Source organism: Pseudohongiella sp. (assembly GCF_040877505.1).
GTDB lineage: Bacteria > Pseudomonadota > Gammaproteobacteria > Pseudomonadales > Pseudohongiellaceae > Pseudohongiella.
Window position 1 is genome coordinate 53,372 of sequence record NZ_JBBDNQ010000006.1, and the last position, 19,685, is coordinate 73,056.

Here is a 19,685-nt window from a genome sequence, read left to right on the forward strand (position 1 = left end):
CGGAGTTCCGCATGAAAAATATATTAAGCAGGGTAAAACACAAGGCCTGGCTCGTCCTGGTTTCAGCGTTATTGATGACCGCGTTTGCAGCGAACGCACACGCGGCGGTATCTGCCAGTTACTCGGTTTCAGCTGTTGGCACGACCGACAACCTGACCTTGACCGGCACAATCAGTGTTGCCGATGCTGATCTGGGCCTGACCGGCAACTATTATGTGGGCTTCAACTACGACGACAGCTGGTTGTTTCTGACGCCTGAAGGATGGGTTGCCCATACTACGGGACCTTACCCGGTGTTTGAAACCAGCGTTCTGTCAGGTGGGACGGCAGTGCTGATCACAAACGCAGACGTCTCCAGTTTAATTGGTGGACAACTCTATCTTGGTTACGGCCTGAACGATAGCGACATGGTGAACAATGGCAAGTACGCGCAGGTGTATACCGTGACTGCGGATGCTGTGGTACAGGGTCCTTCACCAGTGCTTTTGGGATCATCGGGCAATTTTGCGATTCTTGCGAAGACTGCCGTGTCAACGGTGCCGGCATCGTCCATTACCGGTGATGTGGGTGTCAGCCCGGCGGCCACGTCTTTCCTGACCGGTTTCTCATTGACGCTGGTGGGAACCACGTCGGCAACGTCCACGCAGGTCACCGGCTCGCTTTATGGCGCCGATATGACGCCGCCGACCAATACCAATCTGACCACGGCAGTGCTGGACATGCAAACCGCCTACACGGATGCAGCGGGTCGTTCAACGCCTGATTTTCTTAACCTGGGCGCCGGCAATATTGGTGGCCAGACACTGGCGGCGGGTCTTTATACCTGGGGTACGTCAGTGACAATTCCGGGCGATGTGGTTATTTCTGGTGGTGCCAATGATGTATGGATCTTCCAGATTTCCGGCGATCTGAACATCAGCGCCAACCAGCGAGTCACGCTGGCGGGCGGTGCACAGGCCAAGAACATTTTCTGGCAGGTTGCCGGTGAAGTTGTCATCCAGGCGGGTGCGCATTTTGAAGGCAATATCCTGTCGCAAACGGCTATCACCATGGAGACAGGTGCATCGCTGCACGGCAGGGCATTGGCGCAAACCATGGTAGCGCTGGACAGCGCTACAGTGGTCAAGCCGGCACTCTAAGCGTATTGCAGTCTGGCAGTGAACAATAGAAAATATCGGAGGGGCCTGAATGCGGGAGTGTTCAGGCCCCTCCTTCATTTCCGAGCGCAAGGTTCACTCAATGCTGGCATTGGCTGTTTTTGTTGTCACCCTTGGATTTGTGATTTGGCAGCCCAGGGGGCTGGGCATCGGTTGGAGTGCCCTTGGCGGTGCGGCAGTGGCACTGCTTGTCGGAGTAGTGGCGTGGTCTGACGTGATCGTAGTGTGGGATATCGTCTGGGATGCCACCTTCACCTTTGTCGCGTTGATCATCATTTCCCTGATTCTGGATGAGGCGGGTTTTTTCGCCTGGGCCGCCTTGCATGTGACGCGATGGGGCAACGGGCGAGGACATGTCCTGTTTCCTCTGATTGTGTTGCTGGGCGCCATCATGGCTGCGTTATTTGCCAATGACGGCGCAGCGTTGCTTTTGACGCCCATCGTGATCGCCATACTGCTTCGGCTTGAGTTCAGTCCATCAGCAGCTTTGGCTTTCATCATTGCGACCGGGTTTGTCGCCGACACGGCCAGTTTGCCGCTGGTGATTTCCAACCTGGTCAATATCGTCAGTGCAAACTATTTTGATATCAGTTTCACTCGCTACGCCGCCGTCATGGTGCCTGTCAATCTGGTCTCGGTGCTGGCGACACTGATAGTGTTATGGGTGGCGTTCGGTCGTCAGATACCCCGGCGTTATCCGGTGGCCGAGCTAAGTCTGCCTGAATCTGCCATCAAGGATCCGTTGATTTTTCGAGCTGCATTTCCGGTTCTGCTGATATTGCTTGTCAGCTATTTTGTTACCGCCTCCATGGGCGTCCCTATCGCGTTGTTAACGGGAACGGCAGCATTGGCGCTGATGATTGTTGCGGGTCGCTGGTGGCAGGGTGGACGCGGAGCTCTTGTGTCCGTGCCATCTGCACTGAGAGGGGCGCCCTGGCAGATTGTTCTCTTTTCCGTCGGCATGTATCTGGTGGTTTACGGACTGGGCAATGCCGGTCTGACTGATTACGGCGCGATGGTATTACGGTGGCTGGCTCTGCAGGGTGATTTTGTGGCCACGATCGGCACTGGATTTCTCTCGGCAATTGTTGCCTCGGTGATGAATAACCTGCCATCGACCCTGGTCGGGGCGCTGGCCATTGAACGCGCGCAGGTTCCGGCGCTGACTCAGGAGTTGATGGTGTATGCCAATGTCATTGGCAATGACCTGGGGCCCAAATTTACGCCAATTGGAAGTCTGGCGACGTTGCTGTGGCTTCATGTATTGGCGGCGAAAGGTTACCGGATCAGTTGGGGGCACTATATGAAGATTGGCCTGCTGATTACGCCCCCGGTGCTGCTGGCAACTCTTGTGGCATTGGCGCTATGGCTGCCAGTGCTGGGTCCCGGTCCAGTGGGATAAGCCCGTGGGATAACCTATAAAGCGAACCCGTGGGTTGAATTCATGATAGACTCTTGCTAAATTCCTGAGCGTGAAACACGCATCCAGACTGCTTCGAACATGATTTTCAGCAGTCCCTTGTGAGGACTGTCGACGTGCCCCCTAAACCCCAGCCTGCTAAATCCCCGTCTACTAAATCCCAGGCTCCAAAGCCGGAGCCCCAGCAGAATCATCTTTTGGCCGCTCTGACGCCTGACGTTCAAGGCAGATTATTCCCCTACCTAGAATTGGTGCCATTGCCTTTGCGTGCTCTGCTGTATGAGTCGGGGCGCCCTATGAAACACGTTTATTTCCCTACCGATTCCATTGTGTCGTTGCAGTACATGATGGAAAACGGTTCGTCAACGGCGATTCTGGTGGTGGGCAATGAAGGCTTGCTGGGCATCAGTTTGCTGATGGGCGGGGAGAGCACGCCGAGCCGTTCACTGGTGCAGAGCGCCGGATTCGCCTATCGACTGCCCAGACATCGAGTGCGGGAAGAGTTCAACCGCCACGGCCAGTTGCTGATGCTGATGCTGCGCTACACGCAGGCCCTGATTACACAGGTTTCACAGACTGCCGTTTGTAACCGTCATCACTCGATTGATCAACAACTCTGTCGTTGGCTTCTGCTCTCCGTGGACAGGTTGTCACATAACCATTTGACGATGACACAGGAATTCATCGCTAACATGCTCGGCGTTCGCCGGGAAGGTGTGACCCAGGCCGCGTCAAAATTGCAGAAGCAAGGTGCGATTTCCTACACGCGCGGACTGATCAAGGTGATTGACCGCGCCAAGCTCGAACACCTGAGCTGCGAGTGCTACGATGTGGTGAGAAAGGAAACCCACCAGTTGTTGCATTATCTGCCACAGCGCCACGTGATCACAGATACCGACACCATTCCAACCGCGACGCTCGAGACGCGGCCGGCATCAGGCTGACCGGTACTTAAACGTGCACCAATGGAAACTGATCCTGGTACCCTCGGTTGCTATGATCGGTGCCCATGACCAGCGCTGATGACGAGGAGCCCCCATGAGTCATGACAGTAAAAAAGGCAGCAAACTGGAACAAGTGCTCGCTGCTCAGCGTGAGTATATTGCTAAACGCGAGTCAGGTTATCGCGAGCAGGCATTAAAATTGTACCCCTGGGTTTGCGGGCGCTGCGCTCGTGAGTTCAATCGCGCCAACCTGCGTGAACTGACTGTGCATCACGTGGACCATAACCACGACAATAATCCGACTGACGGCAGTAACTGGGAGTTGTTGTGCCTCTATTGCCATGACGAAGAGCACAGTAAATTTGACAGTTTTATACGTTACGGTGGTCGTACCGAGACCAAGTCGGCATCGGCCACCCACAATCCGTTTGCTGGTTTAAAGGAGGCGTTGGACAAGAAAGTCTGATCTCAGACCCGCACTCTACCGCCCCATTATGGTGCATTATGATCCGGGCATGCTCTTGAGCCCGGCTACCCGTGTCGCTGTCATATCCACGTACTTCCTGTATTTAGCGCCTCCGCCGACGTTTTCCCTGATGCCTTGCCCGCAAGCGGCACGAAATCTGCAGTGTCTTTCCATGACCCCCTAATTCATTAGCTGCCTTACCGGGCAGGGAGTCTGTTTTGATACTTGCGACTGACCTTGATGGAACCTTTCTTGCCGGCGATCCGGAAAACCGACTTCAACTCTATCAATTGATCGCCACCCACCCGGATGTGGTGCTGGTGTTTGTCACCGGTCGTGGCCTGGAGTCGGTATTGCCGCTGTTGTCTGATCCCACGCTGCCGGAGCCGGATTACATTATCTGTGATGTCGGTTGTACGGTGGTGACCGGCAAGGATCAGCAGCCGATTGTCGAAATTCAGGCAGAAATAGAGGAGCTGTGGCCCGGCCAGCATGTGGTGGAAGATGCCATGGCCCACTTCACCGGCCTGAATCGGCAGGAGGTACCACAGGAGCGGCGTTGTTCGTACCTGTGCGAGCCGACGGCAGTCACCGACGAAGTAAGGCGTGCAGCTGACAGGCTGTCCTGCGACCTGTTGTTTTCCGCCGGTCAGTACCTGGACGTGTTGCCCCGTGGTATCAACAAAGGTCGTACCCTGCGCGCGCTGGTGGAATATCTGGGCACTGATCCGGAAGATGTGCTGGTGGCAGGGGACACCCTGAATGATCTGTCCATGTACACTCAGGGTTTTATCGGTGTGTGTGTCGGGGAGTCTGAGCCGGGCCTGCTGGACGCCACGGAAAGCAGTGCCCGGGTATATCACGCCATCCTCAGCGGCTGCGGCGGTATTCTGGAGGCCATCGGTCATTTTGGTCTGCTGGGTCCGCGAGGCCTGGCAGCCGAGGCGCGCGATATTCTGAAACCGGGTAAGTCAGATCTGGTGATTGTTTACCATCGATTGCCTTACGAGGAGGTAGTAGACAACGGGCAGGTGGTTCGCCGCAGGCCGACATCACCCAATGGCATCATACCGACGCTGCTGAGCTTTTTTGCCGATGGCAAGGCAGGATCCTGGGTGGCCTGGTCGGTGCACGATCCTCGTCAGGGTGCATTCGAGACGCACACCGAAGTTGATACCCGGCGTTATGCCCGTTTGCGCGCGGCGCGCGTGCCGCTGAGTCAGAGCGATGTCGATATTTTCTACAAAAAGTTTTCCAAAGAAGCGTTCTGGCCCACGTTGCATACCTTCTGGGAGCGGGCGACGTTCCGGGAAGATCACTGGCAGGTTTTTCTTAAGGTAAACCGTCTGTTCGCCGAGCGCACGGCGGCGGAGGCGGCCGAAAATGCCGTGGTGTGGATTCATGATTATAACTTGTGGATGGTGCCGGCATTCCTGCGCGAGTTACGTCCGGATCTGACCATCGCATTTTTCCATCACACCTATTTTCCGTCCGCTGACGTGTTTAATGTGTTGCCCTGGCGCCGGGAAATTGTTGGCAGCCTGCTGCAGTGTGATTACATCGGCTTTCACATTCCCCGCCAGGCGGAAAATTTTGTTGATGTTGCCCGCGGCGTGACACCCCTGCAGGTTACCCAGCGAGCCGGTTGTGCACCGCGCTTTCTGACCTACGGTTGTGCGGTCGGGCTGGATGAAATGACCACCGAGATTCAGGTCAATGACCGTCAGATTCGTCTGGGCGCGCATCCGGTAGGTCTGGATATTACGCGGGTGACACAGTCTCTGGAGAATAAAGACGTGCAGCAGCGCATGGAAGAATTGCGCCGTGATCTGGACAAGACGCGTCTGGTGTTGTCGGTAGAAAGGCTCGACTACACCAAGGGCATTCTGGCCAAGCTGCAGGCCTGGGAGCAATTGTTTGAGGAACACCCGGAGTTGATCGGCAAGGTGACACTGATTGTGGTGTGTGTGCCAGCTGCCCCCGGTATGACGATTTATCAGCAACTGCAATCAGATATCGAACAGGCGGTGGGCCGTATCAACGGACACTATGCCGAGGTGGGCTGGTCGCCCATCCAGTTTTTCTTCCGCAGTCTGCCGTTTGAAGAACTGGTGGCGTATTACGCCATGGCGGATGTGATGTGGATAACACCACTGCGCGATGGTCTCAATCTGGTCGCCAAAGAATATGTGGCCACGCAGGGGCTGACTGATGGCAGCGGGGTGCTGGTGTTGTCCGAGTTCGCCGGCGCTGCTGCAGAATTGCGCGGGGCCATACTCACCAACCCTCATGACCCTCGGGAAATGGCAGCCACCTGTTACCTGGCCCTGGTCATGCAACGGGCGGAGGCTCGCGACCGTCTGCAAAAACTGTTTGATACAGTGACCTACTATGATATCGAGCTGTGGGGTCGCGAGTTTCTGGAAGCAGTGGATGCCGGCCGAAAATCGAATGATAAACGGCTCAAAGCGGCGCGCCAGGGCATCGGCAGTGTGGCTTGAGTAGCGCTGACCAATAATGCCACCAAAAGCCAAACCAGCCATGGAAATATCGAAAGAGGAACATTGTGAATCTGCGTAATGCCGTACAACTGATTTGTTACCCCGGCCGCATCGGGGAAGGATTGGGTGATCTGTACACCTTCATCGAACGGCATTTGCCGGAAGCGATAGGTGGTGTTCATATTCTGCCTTTTTATCCCTCCAATGCCGATGGTGGTTTTTCGCCACTGACGCATACGGAAGTAGATCCGGCTTTCGGCACCTGGGCTGACATTGAACGCATTGCCAGCAAGTACGATATTTGCGCCGACCTGACCGTCAATCATATCTCCGATGAGTCGGTGGAGTTCCAGGACTTTATCCGTCATGGTCATGCCTCGGAATATGCCGAGCTGTTTGTGCATGTGGAAAAATTCGGGGAAATTACGCCCGACGACCTGGCCAGGATTCATATACGCAAGGAGAAGGAGCCGTTTCGTACCGTCAATTTTGCCGATGGCAGCCAGGGGCAGGTCTGGTGCACGTTCACCGAACAACAGGTTGATCTCAATTACGAGTCTGACAAAACCTATGAGTTGATGGAGCACTACATACGTTTCCTGACGGGCAAGGGCATCAAGCTGTTGCGTCTGGATGCGTTTGGTTATACCACCAAGCGGATTGGCACCAGTTGTTTCCTGGTAGAGCCGGAAGTGTACCGGCTGCTGGAGTGGGTGAATGAGGTTGCGCATCAGCACGGCGCGGAATGTCTGCCGGAGGTACACGATCACACCAGCTATCAGTACGCGATTGGTCGGCGAAATATGCATCCGTATGGATTTGCGCTGCCGCCGCTGTTGCTGTATTCATTGCTGGACGCCAACAGTGTCTACCTGAAAAACTGGCTGCGCATGTGCCCGCGCAATCAGGTGACGGTACTGGATACCCACGATGGTATCTGCATACCCGATGTGGAAGGTGTGCTGCCGGAAAATGAGATTCGCAGCCTGATCGACAATATTGATGCCCGCAGCGCTGATCCCATCCTGCGGCGGTCGGCGGCCAATATTCACAGTGTGGGTTCCATCTACCAGCTTACCTGCACGTTCTACGATGCCCTGATGCGCAATGATGATGCCTATATTGCTGCCCGCGCAATCCAGTTTTTTACGCCGGGTATTCCGCAGGTGTATTACGTAGGCCTGCTGGCCGGTTGCAATGATCACGAGCTGCTGGAGAAAACCGGGGAGCCGCGTGACATCAATCGCCACCATTACAGCCTGGCAGAAGCCGATGAGGCTATGGCGCAACCGGTGGTGCAGCGCCTGAAGCTGCTGATGGAGTTTCGTAGTCGATATCCGGCATTTGATGGGCGGTTTGAACTGAACTATTCCAACGACTCCAGTGTTGCCATGGCGTGGCGCCATGGTGACTGTTATTGCCATCTGTTTGTTGACCTGAAGTTCAACACTGCGCGGATACGATATGTGGATGAAAAAAGCCTTGAAGAGCACAGCTTCCAGTGCTGATTCAGACCCCAAAGTGCTGAGTAGAAGCGATTTGCACATGAGTGATCAGAACAGGCATACCCATGGCCCCTTTAGCATGCTCGGTCCCATCCGTTCCATTCTCTTCAGCGTTGCGCTGTTGCTGCTGGGCAATGGTCTGATCAATACCCTGTTGTCTTTGCGGGGTACCTACGAAGGGTTCTCCAGCATGATGCTGGGCATCATCATGTCGGGCTACTTTGTTGGTTTTATCTGTGGTACCTGGGTCAGTGGTCGCCTGATCAAACGCATGGGCCACATCCGTACTTTTGGTTTTTGCGCAGCGATCTGCGCCAGCGCGGCGTTGCTGCATGTGATCTACATTGATCCCTGGGTATGGCTGGGGCTGAGGATTGTCTACGGACTGTCCTACATCACCCTGATCACGGTCATTGAAAGCTGGCTCAACAGCCAGGCGGCAAGCAATGAGCGCGGCAAGGTGTTTGCCATTTACATGGTGGTCAATCTGGGCGCACTGGCTGTGGCGCAGCAGTTGTTGCGACTGGACAACAACAATGGTTTTTTGCTGTTTGCGCTGGTATCCATTTTCATATGCTGGGCCTTGCTGCCAATTACCATGACGCGTCGGCCGCAACCCGTGTTGCCCGATCGTCCCAAAAGCAGTCTCTGGTCCTTGCTCGGGTTTGCTCCGCTTGCCGTGGCATCAGCGGCCTTGTCCGGGCTGGCGATGGGTGCATTCTGGGGCTTGACGCCAGTCTATGCAACGGGCCTGGGTTTTGATGCTGGCGGTGTTGGTCTGATCATGAGTGTGACCATTCTGGGCGGCGCGCTGCTGCAGATACCCATTGGCCGCTACTCGGACAGTCATGACCGGCCTAAAGTGATGACCGTGGTTGTGCTGCTGGCAGCAGGTGTTGCGTTATTGATGCCACTGGCGCCATCGCAGATGGCTCTGTTGGCTCTGTATTTTGTCTGGGGCGGGCTGGCATTTTCGCTTTATCCGCTGGCCGTCGCACAGCTTATTGACCAGCTCAGCCCCGATGAAGTGGTATCCGGGTCTTCTGATATGCTGGTCCTTCATGGTGCCGGTTGCGCTGTGGCGCCCATAGCGGCCGGTGCCATCATGAACCTGGTTGGCGGTCACGGGTTGCCGTTGTATATTGCCGCGGTGTTAGGGATACTTGGCGCCTATGCCATGCTGCGGCGTCGCCGTGTAACGGATCTTGTTTCCGGTGAGACCGGGCACTTTGAGCCCATGGTGCAAACCAGTACGCTGGTGTTGTCGATGATGTTTGATGAGCGACAAATGGACCTGTTCAGCGATCCGGCGTTTTATGAGGAAAGTGAATTACACCGGATTCGCGATGCGCTTAAACGCGTCGACTGACGGCACGCCGTGAGTGCCCGCCAGTTTACCGAGCGTCAATATACGCCAAGGCTGCGCAGATAGTCTTCGTAATTGCCTTTGAAGTCGACCAGTCCGCTGGGCTGCATGTCGATGATGCGCGTGGCCAGTGAGGTAACAAACTCTCGGTCGTGGCTGACAAAGATCAGCGTACCGGGATAGTTTTCCAGCGCGAGGTTCAACGCTTCTATCGACTCCATGTCCAGGTGGTTGGTGGGCTCGTCCATCAGCAGCACATTGGGATTGATCAGGCTGAACTTGCCAAACATCATGCGTGCCCGCTCTCCGCCGGAGAGCACCGGCAGGGTTTTGTTAACGTCGTCGTTGGAGAACAGCATGCGTCCCAGTGCCGAACGTACCAGTTGCTGGTCGCCTTTGGTCCATTGCTTCATCCAGTCAAACAGCGTGATGTCTTCGACGAACTCTGCGCTGTGATCCTGGGCAAAATAGCCAATATCAGCCTGCTCTGCCCACTTCAGTTTGCCTTCGTCCAGTGCTACTTCTTTCATCAGGCAGCGCAGCAGGGTGGTTTTACCTGCGCCGTTGGGGCCAATAATGGCAACGCGCTCTCCGGCCTCAATCTGCAGGCTCAGTTTGGTGAACAGGGCTGTGTCGTACGCTTTGGTCGCGTTTTCCATGATCAGCGCCTGGCGATGCAGCTTCTTGTTTTCGGTGAAGCGGATATACGGGCTGACACGGCTGGAAGGCTTGACATCTTCCAGCTGGATTTTTTCGATCTGGCGTGCGCGCGAAGTGGCCTGTTTGGCCTTGGACGCATTGGCCGAGAAGCGGCTGACAAAAGCCTGTAGCTCGTTGATCTGGGATTTTTTCTTGGCATTTTCGTTAAGCAGACGTTCACGGGCCTGGGTGGAGGCAATCATGAAGTCGTCATAGTTGCCCGGATACAGCCTCAACTCACCGTAGTCCATGTCGGCAATATTGGTGCACACTGCGTTCAGGAAGTGCCGGTCGTGCGAAATGATGATGATGGTGCTGTTGCGCTGGTTCAGCACCTGTTCCAGCCAGCGGATGGTGTTGATGTCCAGGTTGTTCGTGGGCTCGTCCAGTAACAGCACGTCGGGATCAGAGAACAGGGCCTGAGCCAGCAACACGCGTAACTTCCAGCCCGGTGCAATTGCGCTCATAGGGCCTTCATGTTGTTCCAGCGGAATATCCAGACCCAGCAGCAGCTCACTGGCACGCGATTCGGCGGTGTAACCATCCATTTCAGCAAAGGGTTCTTCCAGCTCTGCGACAGCCATGCCGTCCGCTTCGCTCATATCTTCCAGGCCGTAGATGCGATCGCGCTCCGACTTTACCCGCCATAGCGCTTCGTGGCCCATGATGACGGTGTCGAGCACTGAGTACTTTTCATATGCAAACTGATCCTGGCGCAATTTGCCCAGACGTACGTCGGGTTCCAGCATGACCTGGCCGCTGGTTGGAACAAGGTCGCCGCCCAGTATTTTCATGAAGGTGGACTTGCCGCAGCCGTTGGCACCAATCAGGCCATAGCGCTTGCCCTGGGTGAATTTGGCGGACACGTTCTCAAATAACGGTTTGGGCCCGAACTGCATGGTCAGGTTGGCGGTGGAAATCACGATAGAACTCTGTACTGAAGTAACGAAAATGAAGGCGCGCATCCTAACAGAATCTTGCGATGAGCACACCTGCTGTTGTACCTTTCTGGAAGTGGTTGTCTGCAAACTCATTGAATGGACGCTCTAATGGCCAGTAAAGCGGTTCGGGACTATTTTGACGCCACAGAAGGCCGGGAGACCCGCGCCGATCTGAAGCAGGCTGTCAGGCTGGTTGAAGGCCCGCGCGTGGCTATTGATTGTGGCTGCGGCGCGGGCAGCGATATCGCTTTCCTGCGCGAAAATGATTTTGTTGTGCACGCCTTTGATATCGAGCAGGAGGCTGTTGCCAGGTGTCAAAAGCGGTTCAATGGCGATAGCTCGGTGACCGTGTCCTGTGACAGTTTCAACAGCTTTGAGTATCCGCGTGCATCGTTAGTGGTGGCTGACGCAAGTCTGTTTTTTTGCCCAGAAAAGGAATTCCATGAGGTTTGGGGAAAAATAGCCCAATCACTGTACCCCGATGGTGTGTTTGTGGGTTCGTTCCTGGGGCCGGAAGCTACCATGGCCGGGCCCGATTACGATCGGGCAGCGTTCTGGCCCGATGTGCTGGTTGCGACCGAAGACAACGTCCGGTCCTGGCTGGAGGGTTTTCGGATAGTCTCTTTCACCGAGCACAGGACATCCGGGACGACTGTTAATGGCACGCCTCATAACTGGCATATCTTTGCCGTTGTCGCCGTTAAAAATCCTGCTAAGGTCTTTGTTCGCTAGCGCACTGATCGTTACCTTGCCCCCTTGTAAACTGCTGTCAGAAACTCCTGTATCAGCGAGTTCTTCGAGGATGATCCTTATGATTAAGTCAGGTAAGACAATCTGCCCCGTTGGCCGGACGCTGCGTCTGCTCATCGGTGGTTCTATCGTATTTATGTTAGCGGCCTGTGCCAGCGCACCGATGCCGCCAACCGCCGAAATTCAGGCGGCGGAACTGGCCATCACCAGCGCCGAACAGGAGCGCGTAACGGACTACGCCCCGCAGGAATTGAGGCAGGCCCGTGAGAAGCTGGGCGCTGCGCAAATCGCCGTGCAGCGTGAAGAAATGGACCTGGCCTTGCGCCTGGCTCATGAATCCCGTGTCAGTGCAGAGCTGGCGAGTGCCCGCGCAGCATCGATGAAGGCGCGTGAAGTCAATGAACAGATGCAAGACGGTATCGAAACCCTGCAGCAGGAAATACGTCGTAACACGGGAGGTTCGCAATGATTATCAAAGCACTTTTATCGAAAAAAACGCTGACATTGGCTGCAGCCACCTTGTTGCTGGCTGCATGCGCCAGCGCGCCGATGGCACCCGAAGGCTCCAGTCAGGTTCGAGCCAAACTGACAGCGCTGCAGTCCAATAGTGAGCTTGCCAGCCAGGCGCCCATCGAAATACAGGACGCAGAGACGGCAGTTAACGCAGCTGAGCGTCCGCAGGAAGAAGATGCCATGGGCGAGCATCTGGTGTTGATCGCGGATCAGAAAGTGGATATCGCGACCGCATGGGCTCAAAGTCGACTGTACGAGAGTCAGCGAGAGGCCTTGCGCGCACGTACCGAAGAAGTCCGCCTTGAAGCCCGTACCCGGGAAGCCCAAATGGCCCGTGGTGATGCCGCAACAGCGCAGCGTCAGGCTCAGGCTGCCCGCAATGAAGCCAGCGCTGCGCAGACTGCAGCGGATGTCGCACGCGACCAGGCTGCCATGGCCCGTAATCAGGCAAACCAGGCCCGTAACGAGGCATCAGCAGCACAAAATGATGCCGACGCTGCGAGGGCCGAGATGGCCGAGCTGGAACGTCAGATAAACGAGCTGAATGCGCGGGAAACCGATCGAGGTCTGGTGGTCACGCTGGGCGATGTGCTGTTTGAAACCGGCATGTCCGGGCTGCGAGGCGGCACCATCGATAATCTTGATCGCCTGGCTGACTTCCTGGTTCGTTATGATACGCGCACAGCTGTTATTGAAGGCCATACCGACAGCGTGGGCAGTGAGAGCTCGAATCTCGATCTGTCACAACGACGGGCCGACTCTGTGCGGACCTATCTGGTGGGGCGGGGTGTTGCCAATTCCCGGTTGAATGCATCTGGCCGGGGTGAAAGCTCGCCGGTTGGCAGCAACGATTCCGAGACAGGGCGTCAGCAGAATCGTCGCGTTGAGGTTATTGTCTCCAATCCGGACGCGTGACAGTCAGACTGTCAAGGGTCGTTTGTGCTCCCGATCAGGGAACACGGGCGGCCCGCACTTCAATTTCTATCAACCAGCCGTCAACCACCAGATCTTCGATTTCGACAAAGGAGCGCACTGGCTTCATCGGATTCTCTTCGGTACCAAAAAATTCACGGTAGGCTGTGTTAAAACCATCAAAATCCAGGAATCCCATGCCATCGGCGACACCGAAGGCACGTACCTGGATGATGTCTGACATCGACCAGCCTTCGGCTTCCAGTTTTTCCTTGAAACCATTGAGTGTGTCCCGGGTCTGCTGCTCCATGTCACCCCAGGTGCCATCTTCCAGGCGGGAGGCGCCGGCGCCACTCAGGTACATGAACTCGGCATTGGCGGGCACGCGGATAGTGGTGTAAAAATGGCGGCCTTCGCCTTTGCGCTCAATTTCCTGAGCGCCAGCCAGGGGCGCGGACACAGCCAGCAAGCTGCCGACTACCAGGGCAGCGGGCGCGAATAGACACTTCTTCAATGATTTCATGTTCGATTTTCCTGTGCTTTGTTATGTTGTAACGATCTGCCTAATCTTCGCCAATTGTGTTGATATAATCAAGCACTTAAGCAAGTTTTCAGACAGGCGTGAGCTCGCATGAATTAAAACAGTTCCCGGTGAACCTCCAGAACAGGCGCATCTATTTTTTGCGCGATGGCCTTTTCCACCTGGTCCAGTCGCGCCGTTAATTGCTGCGAGCTGCCGCCGATGGCGACGATGCTCCAGGTGGCACTGTCCAGCGCTTCGAAATCCCCGGTTTCGGCAACCGCCAGATCCGGTTCTTTGCCCCAGACGGTGCGCAGAGCGTTAAAGACTTTGCGCTTGGCTTTTAAATCATCAACACCGTACAGCTGAAATTGCAGCGTCACAATGCCGATTTGTGGCGTGATGGAGACCGGCGCTGTTTGTCGCTCTGCCAACAGTTTGCGGAACAGGTCGGACATGGCATGTACCTCGTTGCGTTTATCATTGCAAGAATCGGGACTGCAAGAATCGGGATTGCGCCAATTGGCTTTGCACTCATTTACCCTGGAAAATCCCGGCGCGCCGCTCGGCGACCGAGGCGACACCTTCTTTAAAGTCGTCGGTCAAGCGCTGCCAGTCCTGCTCGCTGGCTTCGTGATCGGTGACGGCCGTCAGCATTTCGGTGAGTCCCTGGCGCATGGTTGCGCGCACTGACATCACCGCCAACGGCGCATTACCCGCGATTTCCTCCGCCAGTGCGACCGCCTCTGTACGCACCTGGTCAGCGCTGGTTAGTATATCAGCGAGACCCCAATCATATGCCTGATTACCTTTGATACGGCGCCCGGTATAAAACATCAACGCTGCTCTCTGTTGCCCGATGATCGCAGGCAGGGTGTGGGTTAGGCCGAATCCGGGGTGGAAACCCAGTTTGCTGAAATTGGCAGCGAAGCTGGCCTCGGGGCAGGTGACCCGGAAGTCGGGCGCCAGTGCCAGGCCCAGGCCGCCGCCAATCGCGGCGCCATGAATGGCACCGACCACAGGTTTTTTGTTGCTGAACAGTCTGACTGCAGCGATATACAGCGGATTACGTCCTTTTCCGTCAGACTGTTCCAGAACGGATGGGCCGCTGGAGAAGTTGGCACCGGCACAGAACGCCTTGCCCTGCGCCGCCAGCACCAGGGCGCGGCAATCATCTTCTGCATCCATGGCGTCAAAGGCATCAGCCAGGCTTTCAATAAGCTCAACGTCAAAAAAGTTATAGGGCGGGCGCTGTATTTCAACGATCGCGACGTGATTTTTCAGTGTGACGTTGATGTCGCCAAATTGCATATGGATTTCCTTCAGGGATTGATGTCTGTGAGTGGTGCCTGATCTACCTGTTTGACAAACCAGGCCATGAAACGCGCCATACGTTCCATGCCTGGCACTGAAATGGCCTCGGCAACTTCGCCGCTGGTATGATACAGCGGTGGTGCCTGCATGGTGGTAACAATTGGTACACCGGCGTCGCGGTAGCCACCCCCTTCGCCGCTGGCCATGGTTGAGTTGCCGGATACAAAGTTGGTGCCGTAGCGTTGCACGCCTTCATCAAACAGACGTTGCAGATAGGGAGATTCGTTGGTAATGCCCGCGACAATGGGTGCTTCACCCGAGTCTGCGATGAACGCGCGGTAGCCGTCGGGCAGTACACTGCGGGCCGGGGAAAAGTTGCGCTGTGCCACGTGTTCCAGGTTAAAAATAAGCACGCTGTTGTTGAACAGATCCGGATTCATGCGCACAGCGTTACGCGGGCCATTCAGACCTGTGGTGTGATGACCGGCGCTGGCCACCAGCACCAGCGTACGCTGCAACGGGATCTCCGGCCGGCTGAAATGTCTGGCCAGCGCCATCATCACGGCAACACCGTCGCCGTTGTCGCCAGCGCCATCGTACCAGGCATCCAGGTGAGCGTTGAGCACGATGGTTTCATCCGAAGCGCCGGGGATGACTGCAATGACATTGTGTCCTGTCAGCCCGCTGTGTTCCTGTGCCTGAAGTGACAGCCTTGCGCGCAGCTGACCTCCATCGCCATTGTTCGCTGCGGCATCAAGTACATTGGCCAGAAACACGCCGTCGCGGCCGCCAATGTTAAAGCAGGGACCACCACAATTGGCAAGGTCGCGCGCCATTTCATTGCCGGGTTGATCGATAATGTTGAGCACCGCCACCGCGCCACGTTCCATCAGATCCTGAGCCCGGGGCACAGCCGCCGCGCGCTCGAATACCAGGTGCGCCTGTGGCGTGATGTGCTGAATGGCGATTTTGCCGCTGACATCCATGTGTGCCAGCTCCGCTGGGCGTGCGGTGCCGACATAGATCATGGGTGCTTCCAGTATGCCGTCGGGGATCTGCGACGGTGCCAGTGCCACTGCGGTTGTCAGCACCACATCATCGCTGCCAGCCCCGGCGACACTGTTGGCCAGTAGTCGTACCTCCCATTGCACCGGTAGCCACAAACTGGCGTCTTCCTCCTGGCTGAAAGACTGTGTGGCAACCTGTGTAATGCCCGCTGACCGGAACTGTTGTGCGGCCCAGTCAGCAACGGCCCTGCCCGAAGGGAAACCGGCAACGCGCCCCCACATCTGGTCCCCGCCCAGTTCCTGTTGTCGGCGGCTTTGATGGGAGAATTCAATGATGGCATGCAAGTCCTGCAACAGGCGCTGTCCCTGCAGTTCGCTGTACAACTCTTCGCCCGCGGGGACGACAGCAGGTGCGGGGCCCCGGCTGCCGACAATGGCGGGTATATCGTGCGCTGTAAATGCCGGAGGAAGCGGTACTCCGTACCAGGGCGAGGCTGCTGTTTGTGCCTGAACGGGTATAAACACGGCCGACAGTATCACAGCCAGTGCGGCAGCCACGCGGGTGTTTGTAGTGTCGGGGTGGTTTATGTTCCTGGTCATATGCATCCTGCTCCTCTTTTCTTTTTATTCACGGGAGTTATTGTTGTTCAGGGGAATGCCAATATATATCAGTCACTCTGAGCGTTAAAGGGCGACGACTGTCCACGTTGTGATGGTTCGCCCTTTGCGAAGGCCTTTTCTGCATGGGTTTTTCGGTTGCGGGTGTGCTTGTTGGTATTGCGACGCCATTCCCGTATTGTTGACAATCCTGCCCAAAAAGCACAAGATTCGCCCCATGAAACGCGAATTTAAGGCCGATGCCCAAGAGATTATCTACAACTGACTGTTTCCGAGCTGCGCAATGGCAGTCAGACACTGTCTGACGGCGCCTTTGAACGTATCCAGAATGCCATTGTCAAAGGGGACATTGCCCCGGGTACGCGCCTGAGCGAGCAATACCTCAGCACCACATTTGGCATTGGCAGGGGACCGTTGCGGGAGGCGATTCGTCGACTGGAAGGTCGACGCCTGGTAGTGCGCATACCGCATGCGGGCATCCGTGTGGCCTCGCTCAGTTATGAAGAGTTAATCGAGCTCTATTATGTGCGTGAAGCGCTGGAAGGCATGGCCTGTCGCCTGGCTGCCCAGAACATGAGCGAGGAGGAGATCGCGGGTATGCGCAATGTGCTGGCCATGCACGAACGTCACAGCGGTCTCAAACACAATGAATCCTATTATCAGCAGGAAGGTGATCTGGATATTCACTACCTGATCATCCAGGGCAGCAAGAACAGCACCCTCAGTGACATGCTGTGCGGCGATCTTTATCACCTGTTGCGCATGTACCGCTATCGTTACTCGGCAACACCCAAGCGCCCGCAGCAGGCGTTTGCCGAACATCACCGGATTATTGAAGCCATCGCCGATCGCGACGGCGAATTGGCAGAACTGCTGATGCGACGTCATATCAGTGCGTCGCGTCGCAATATTGAACGTCGTTTGCTGGCTCAGGCGGACGAGGGACCATCACCAGAAGGAGTGACCGTATGAACAAAACACCGGGGCAGCGTTTTCGCGATGCTGTGGCTGAAGAACATCCGCTGCAGGTGATTGGTGCCATCAATGCCAATCATGCTTTGTTGGCTAAACGCGCTGGTTTTAAAGCCATCTACCTGTCCGGTGGTGGTGTGGCGGCGGGCTCGCTGGGACTGCCCGATCTGGGCATTACCGGCCTGGACGATGTCCTGACCGATGTGCGACGCATTACCGATGTTTGTGACCTGCCGCTGCTGGTCGATGTCGATACCGGTTTTGGTGCCAGCGCCTTTAACGTGGCCCGTACGGTCAAATCGATGATCAAATTCGGCGCTGCCGCCATGCATATTGAAGATCAGGTGGGGGCCAAACGCTGTGGGCACCGGCCAAACAAGGAAATTGTCACGCAGCAGGAAATGGTGGACCGCATCAAGGCCGCTGTGGATGCCCGTACGGATGACAGTTTTGTGGTGATGGCGCGCACTGACGCCCTGGCAGTTGAGGGGCTGGACGCCGCACTGGAGCGCGCTGAAGCCTGTATTGAGGCAGGCGCCGACATGATTTTCCCCGAGGCCATTACCGAACTGTCGATGTACAAAACGTTTACCGATCGGCTGAAAGTGCCGGTGCTGGCCAATATCACCGAGTTTGGTTCTACGCCGCTGTATACCACCGAGGAGTTGGCGTCGGTCGATATTTCACTGGTACTGTATCCCCTGTCAGCGTTCCGCGCCATGAACAAAGCGGCCGAAGCGGTGTACACCGCCATTCGTCGCGACGGTACGCAGCAGCATGTCACCGACATGATGCAGACCCGCGCCGAGCTTTATGATCGCATCGACTACCATGTCTATGAAGAAAGACTGGATGCGTTATTTGCCAAACAGAAAAAGACATAAACACAATTTTTTACACGATAAAATAACAGACAGAACTGGAAAGCGAGGAGAGCAGCTATGGCTGAAGCAAAAGTATTGAGTGGCGCAGGTTTGCGTGGACAGATAGCCGGTAAAACAGCCTTGTCGACCGTCGGCGTGTCCGGCTCAGGTCTGACTTATCGAGGTTACGACCTGCAGGACCTGGCTGATAATTGTGAGTTTGAAGAAGTCGCCCATCTCATTCTGAAAGGTCACCTGCCTACCAAAGCCGAGTTGGTGGAATACAAATCCCGGCTAAAAAGCCTGCGCGGATTACCCAATGCCCTGAAAGCCGTGCTGGAGAAGATACCCAAAGAAGCACATCCGATGGATGTGATGCGCACCGGCTGCTCTGTACTTGGCAATCTGGAGACCGAAGAAAATTTTAAACAGCAAGGCGCTGCCGCTGATCGGCTGCTGGCCATATTCCCGTCCATCATTTGTTACTGGTATCGTTACAGTCACGATGGTGTACGTGTCAACGAAAACACGGATGATGAGTCAGTGGGTGCACATTTTCTGCATATGCTGCGCGGCGAAAAACCCAAGGCGCTGCATGCACAGACCATGAACGTGTCCCTGATACTGTATGCAGAGCACGAGTTCAACGCGTCGACGTTTACCGCGCGGGTTTGCGCCTCAACCCTGTCTGACATGCACAGCTGCATAACCGGGGCTATCGGTACTTTGCGTGGCCCGCTGCACGGTGGCGCGAATGAAGCGGCGATGGAGATGATAGAGAAATTCAGCGATGCCGATCATGCTGAGAAAGAAATGCTGGGCATGCTGGAACGCAAGGAAAAAATCATGGGTTTTGGTCACGCGATCTACAAGGAGTCTGATCCTCGTAACGCGATCATCAAGTCCTGGTCGAAAAAGCTGGCTGATGACGTGGGCGACGATACCTTGTACCCGGTGTCGGTACGCTGCGAAGAAGTCATGTGGCGCGAGAAAAAACTGTTCTGCAACGCCGATTTTTTTCATGCCTCGGCCTATCATTTCATGGGCATCCCGACCAAACTGTTTACGCCCATCTTTGTCATGAGTCGCTTGACTGGCTGGGCAGCCCACGTCATGGAACAGCGCGCGGATAATCGCATCATCCGCCCCAGTGCCGAGTACACCGGTCCCGAGCCGCGCAAAGTCAAACCAATCGATCAACGTTAACAAGGTCAGGT

The 19,685-nt window shown here is 55.8% G+C and carries 18 protein-coding genes; 13 read left to right on the forward strand and 5 right to left on the reverse strand.

The window, feature by feature from the left end; translation table 11 throughout:
* Positions 1-11 precede the first annotated feature (11 nt).
* The 7 genes from WD071_RS00440 to WD071_RS00470 all read left to right on the forward strand — a co-directional run bounded on the left by WD071_RS00440 (position 12) and on the right by WD071_RS00470 (position 9,362).
* A complete protein-coding gene (locus WD071_RS00440; RefSeq protein ID WP_368046309.1) occupies positions 12-1,139 on the forward strand; it encodes an ice-binding family protein in 1,128 nt (375 codons plus the stop codon).
* A 49-nt stretch (positions 1,140-1,188) separates the two neighbouring features.
* Positions 1,189-2,559, forward strand: coding sequence for an arsenic transporter (locus tag WD071_RS00445; protein ID WP_368046310.1), 1,371 nt, complete (start codon positions 1,189-1,191; stop codon positions 2,557-2,559).
* Positions 2,560-2,873: 314 nt separating this feature from the next.
* Positions 2,874-3,521 (forward strand): Crp/Fnr family transcriptional regulator, encoded by a 648-nt coding sequence (locus WD071_RS00450; RefSeq protein ID WP_368046311.1) that lies wholly within the window; start codon positions 2,874-2,876, stop codon positions 3,519-3,521.
* A gap of 94 nt (positions 3,522-3,615) precedes the next feature.
* The gene (locus WD071_RS00455; RefSeq protein WP_368046312.1) at positions 3,616-3,987 is read left to right on the forward strand and encodes a YajD family HNH nuclease; all 372 of its coding nucleotides are present in this window, start codon (positions 3,616-3,618) and stop codon (positions 3,985-3,987) included.
* Positions 3,988-4,205: 218 nt separating this feature from the next.
* Positions 4,206-6,488 (forward strand): glucosylglycerol-phosphate synthase, encoded by a 2,283-nt coding sequence (gene ggpS, locus WD071_RS00460; RefSeq protein WP_368046313.1) that lies wholly within the window; start codon positions 4,206-4,208, stop codon positions 6,486-6,488.
* Positions 6,489-6,553: 65 nt separating this feature from the next.
* Complete coding sequence (gene gtfA / locus WD071_RS00465; protein ID WP_368046314.1) at positions 6,554-7,996, forward strand: sucrose phosphorylase; 1,443 nt, start codon at positions 6,554-6,556, stop codon at positions 7,994-7,996.
* Positions 7,997-8,033: 37 nt separating this feature from the next.
* Positions 8,034-9,362 carry an MFS transporter gene (locus tag WD071_RS00470; protein WP_368046315.1) on the forward strand — a complete coding sequence of 443 codons (1,329 nt, stop codon included), beginning with the start codon at positions 8,034-8,036 and terminating at the stop codon, positions 9,360-9,362.
* A 35-nt stretch (positions 9,363-9,397) separates the two neighbouring features.
* Here the strand turns inward: WD071_RS00470 and WD071_RS00475 are convergent, their stop codons facing one another.
* Positions 9,398-10,981 carry an ABC-F family ATPase gene (locus WD071_RS00475; protein ID WP_368046316.1) on the reverse strand — a complete coding sequence of 528 codons (1,584 nt, stop codon included), beginning with the start codon at positions 10,979-10,981 and terminating at the stop codon, positions 9,398-9,400.
* Positions 10,982-11,107: 126 nt separating this feature from the next.
* On the opposite strand from WD071_RS00475, the gene WD071_RS00480 reads away from it, so the two are divergent.
* From WD071_RS00480 to WD071_RS00490, 3 genes are all read left to right on the forward strand, one after another.
* Entirely contained in the window at positions 11,108-11,731 is a 624-nt protein-coding gene (locus WD071_RS00480; protein ID WP_368046317.1) for a class I SAM-dependent methyltransferase, read from the forward strand.
* A gap of 79 nt (positions 11,732-11,810) precedes the next feature.
* On the forward strand, positions 11,811-12,218 hold the full coding sequence (locus WD071_RS00485) for a DUF4398 domain-containing protein (RefSeq protein ID WP_368046318.1): 408 nt from the start codon (positions 11,811-11,813) through the stop codon (positions 12,216-12,218).
* Positions 12,215-13,177: an OmpA family protein gene (locus WD071_RS00490; protein WP_368046319.1), complete on the forward strand. Its 963-nt coding sequence runs from the start codon at positions 12,215-12,217 to the stop codon at positions 13,175-13,177. The genes WD071_RS00485 and WD071_RS00490 overlap by 4 nt, the downstream gene beginning before the upstream one ends.
* Before the next feature lie 34 nt (positions 13,178-13,211).
* On the opposite strand, the gene WD071_RS00495 is transcribed toward WD071_RS00490, so the two are convergent.
* The 4 genes from WD071_RS00495 to WD071_RS00510 form a co-directional block, all read right to left on the reverse strand.
* Positions 13,212-13,697 (reverse strand): Rid family hydrolase, encoded by a 486-nt coding sequence (locus tag WD071_RS00495; RefSeq protein WP_368046320.1) that lies wholly within the window; start codon positions 13,695-13,697, stop codon positions 13,212-13,214.
* A 113-nt stretch (positions 13,698-13,810) separates the two neighbouring features.
* On the reverse strand, positions 13,811-14,152 hold the full coding sequence (locus WD071_RS00500; protein ID WP_368046321.1) for a DUF503 domain-containing protein: 342 nt from the start codon (positions 14,150-14,152) through the stop codon (positions 13,811-13,813).
* A gap of 76 nt (positions 14,153-14,228) precedes the next feature.
* Entirely contained in the window at positions 14,229-15,005 is a 777-nt protein-coding gene (locus WD071_RS00505) for an enoyl-CoA hydratase/isomerase family protein (protein ID WP_368046322.1), read from the reverse strand.
* Positions 15,006-15,016: 11 nt separating this feature from the next.
* Positions 15,017-16,615 carry a M28 family peptidase gene (locus WD071_RS00510; RefSeq protein WP_368046323.1) on the reverse strand — a complete coding sequence of 533 codons (1,599 nt, stop codon included), beginning with the start codon at positions 16,613-16,615 and terminating at the stop codon, positions 15,017-15,019.
* A gap of 279 nt (positions 16,616-16,894) precedes the next feature.
* Here WD071_RS00510 and WD071_RS00515 point away from each other — a divergent pair, with 279 nt between their 5' ends.
* The 3 genes from WD071_RS00515 to prpC are packed head-to-tail and all read left to right on the forward strand — an operon-like array spanning position 16,895 to position 19,674.
* Positions 16,895-17,605, forward strand: a complete 711-nt coding sequence (locus tag WD071_RS00515) for a GntR family transcriptional regulator (RefSeq protein ID WP_368046676.1) — start codon at positions 16,895-16,897, stop codon at positions 17,603-17,605.
* Complete coding sequence (gene prpB, locus WD071_RS00520) at positions 17,602-18,489, forward strand: methylisocitrate lyase (RefSeq protein WP_368046324.1); 888 nt, start codon at positions 17,602-17,604, stop codon at positions 18,487-18,489. Before WD071_RS00515 ends, prpB begins: the two co-directional genes overlap by 4 nt.
* A 57-nt stretch (positions 18,490-18,546) precedes the next feature.
* Positions 18,547-19,674: a 2-methylcitrate synthase gene (gene prpC, locus WD071_RS00525; RefSeq protein ID WP_368046325.1), complete on the forward strand. Its 1,128-nt coding sequence runs from the start codon at positions 18,547-18,549 to the stop codon at positions 19,672-19,674.
* The last annotated feature ends 11 nt before the right edge of the window (positions 19,675-19,685 follow it).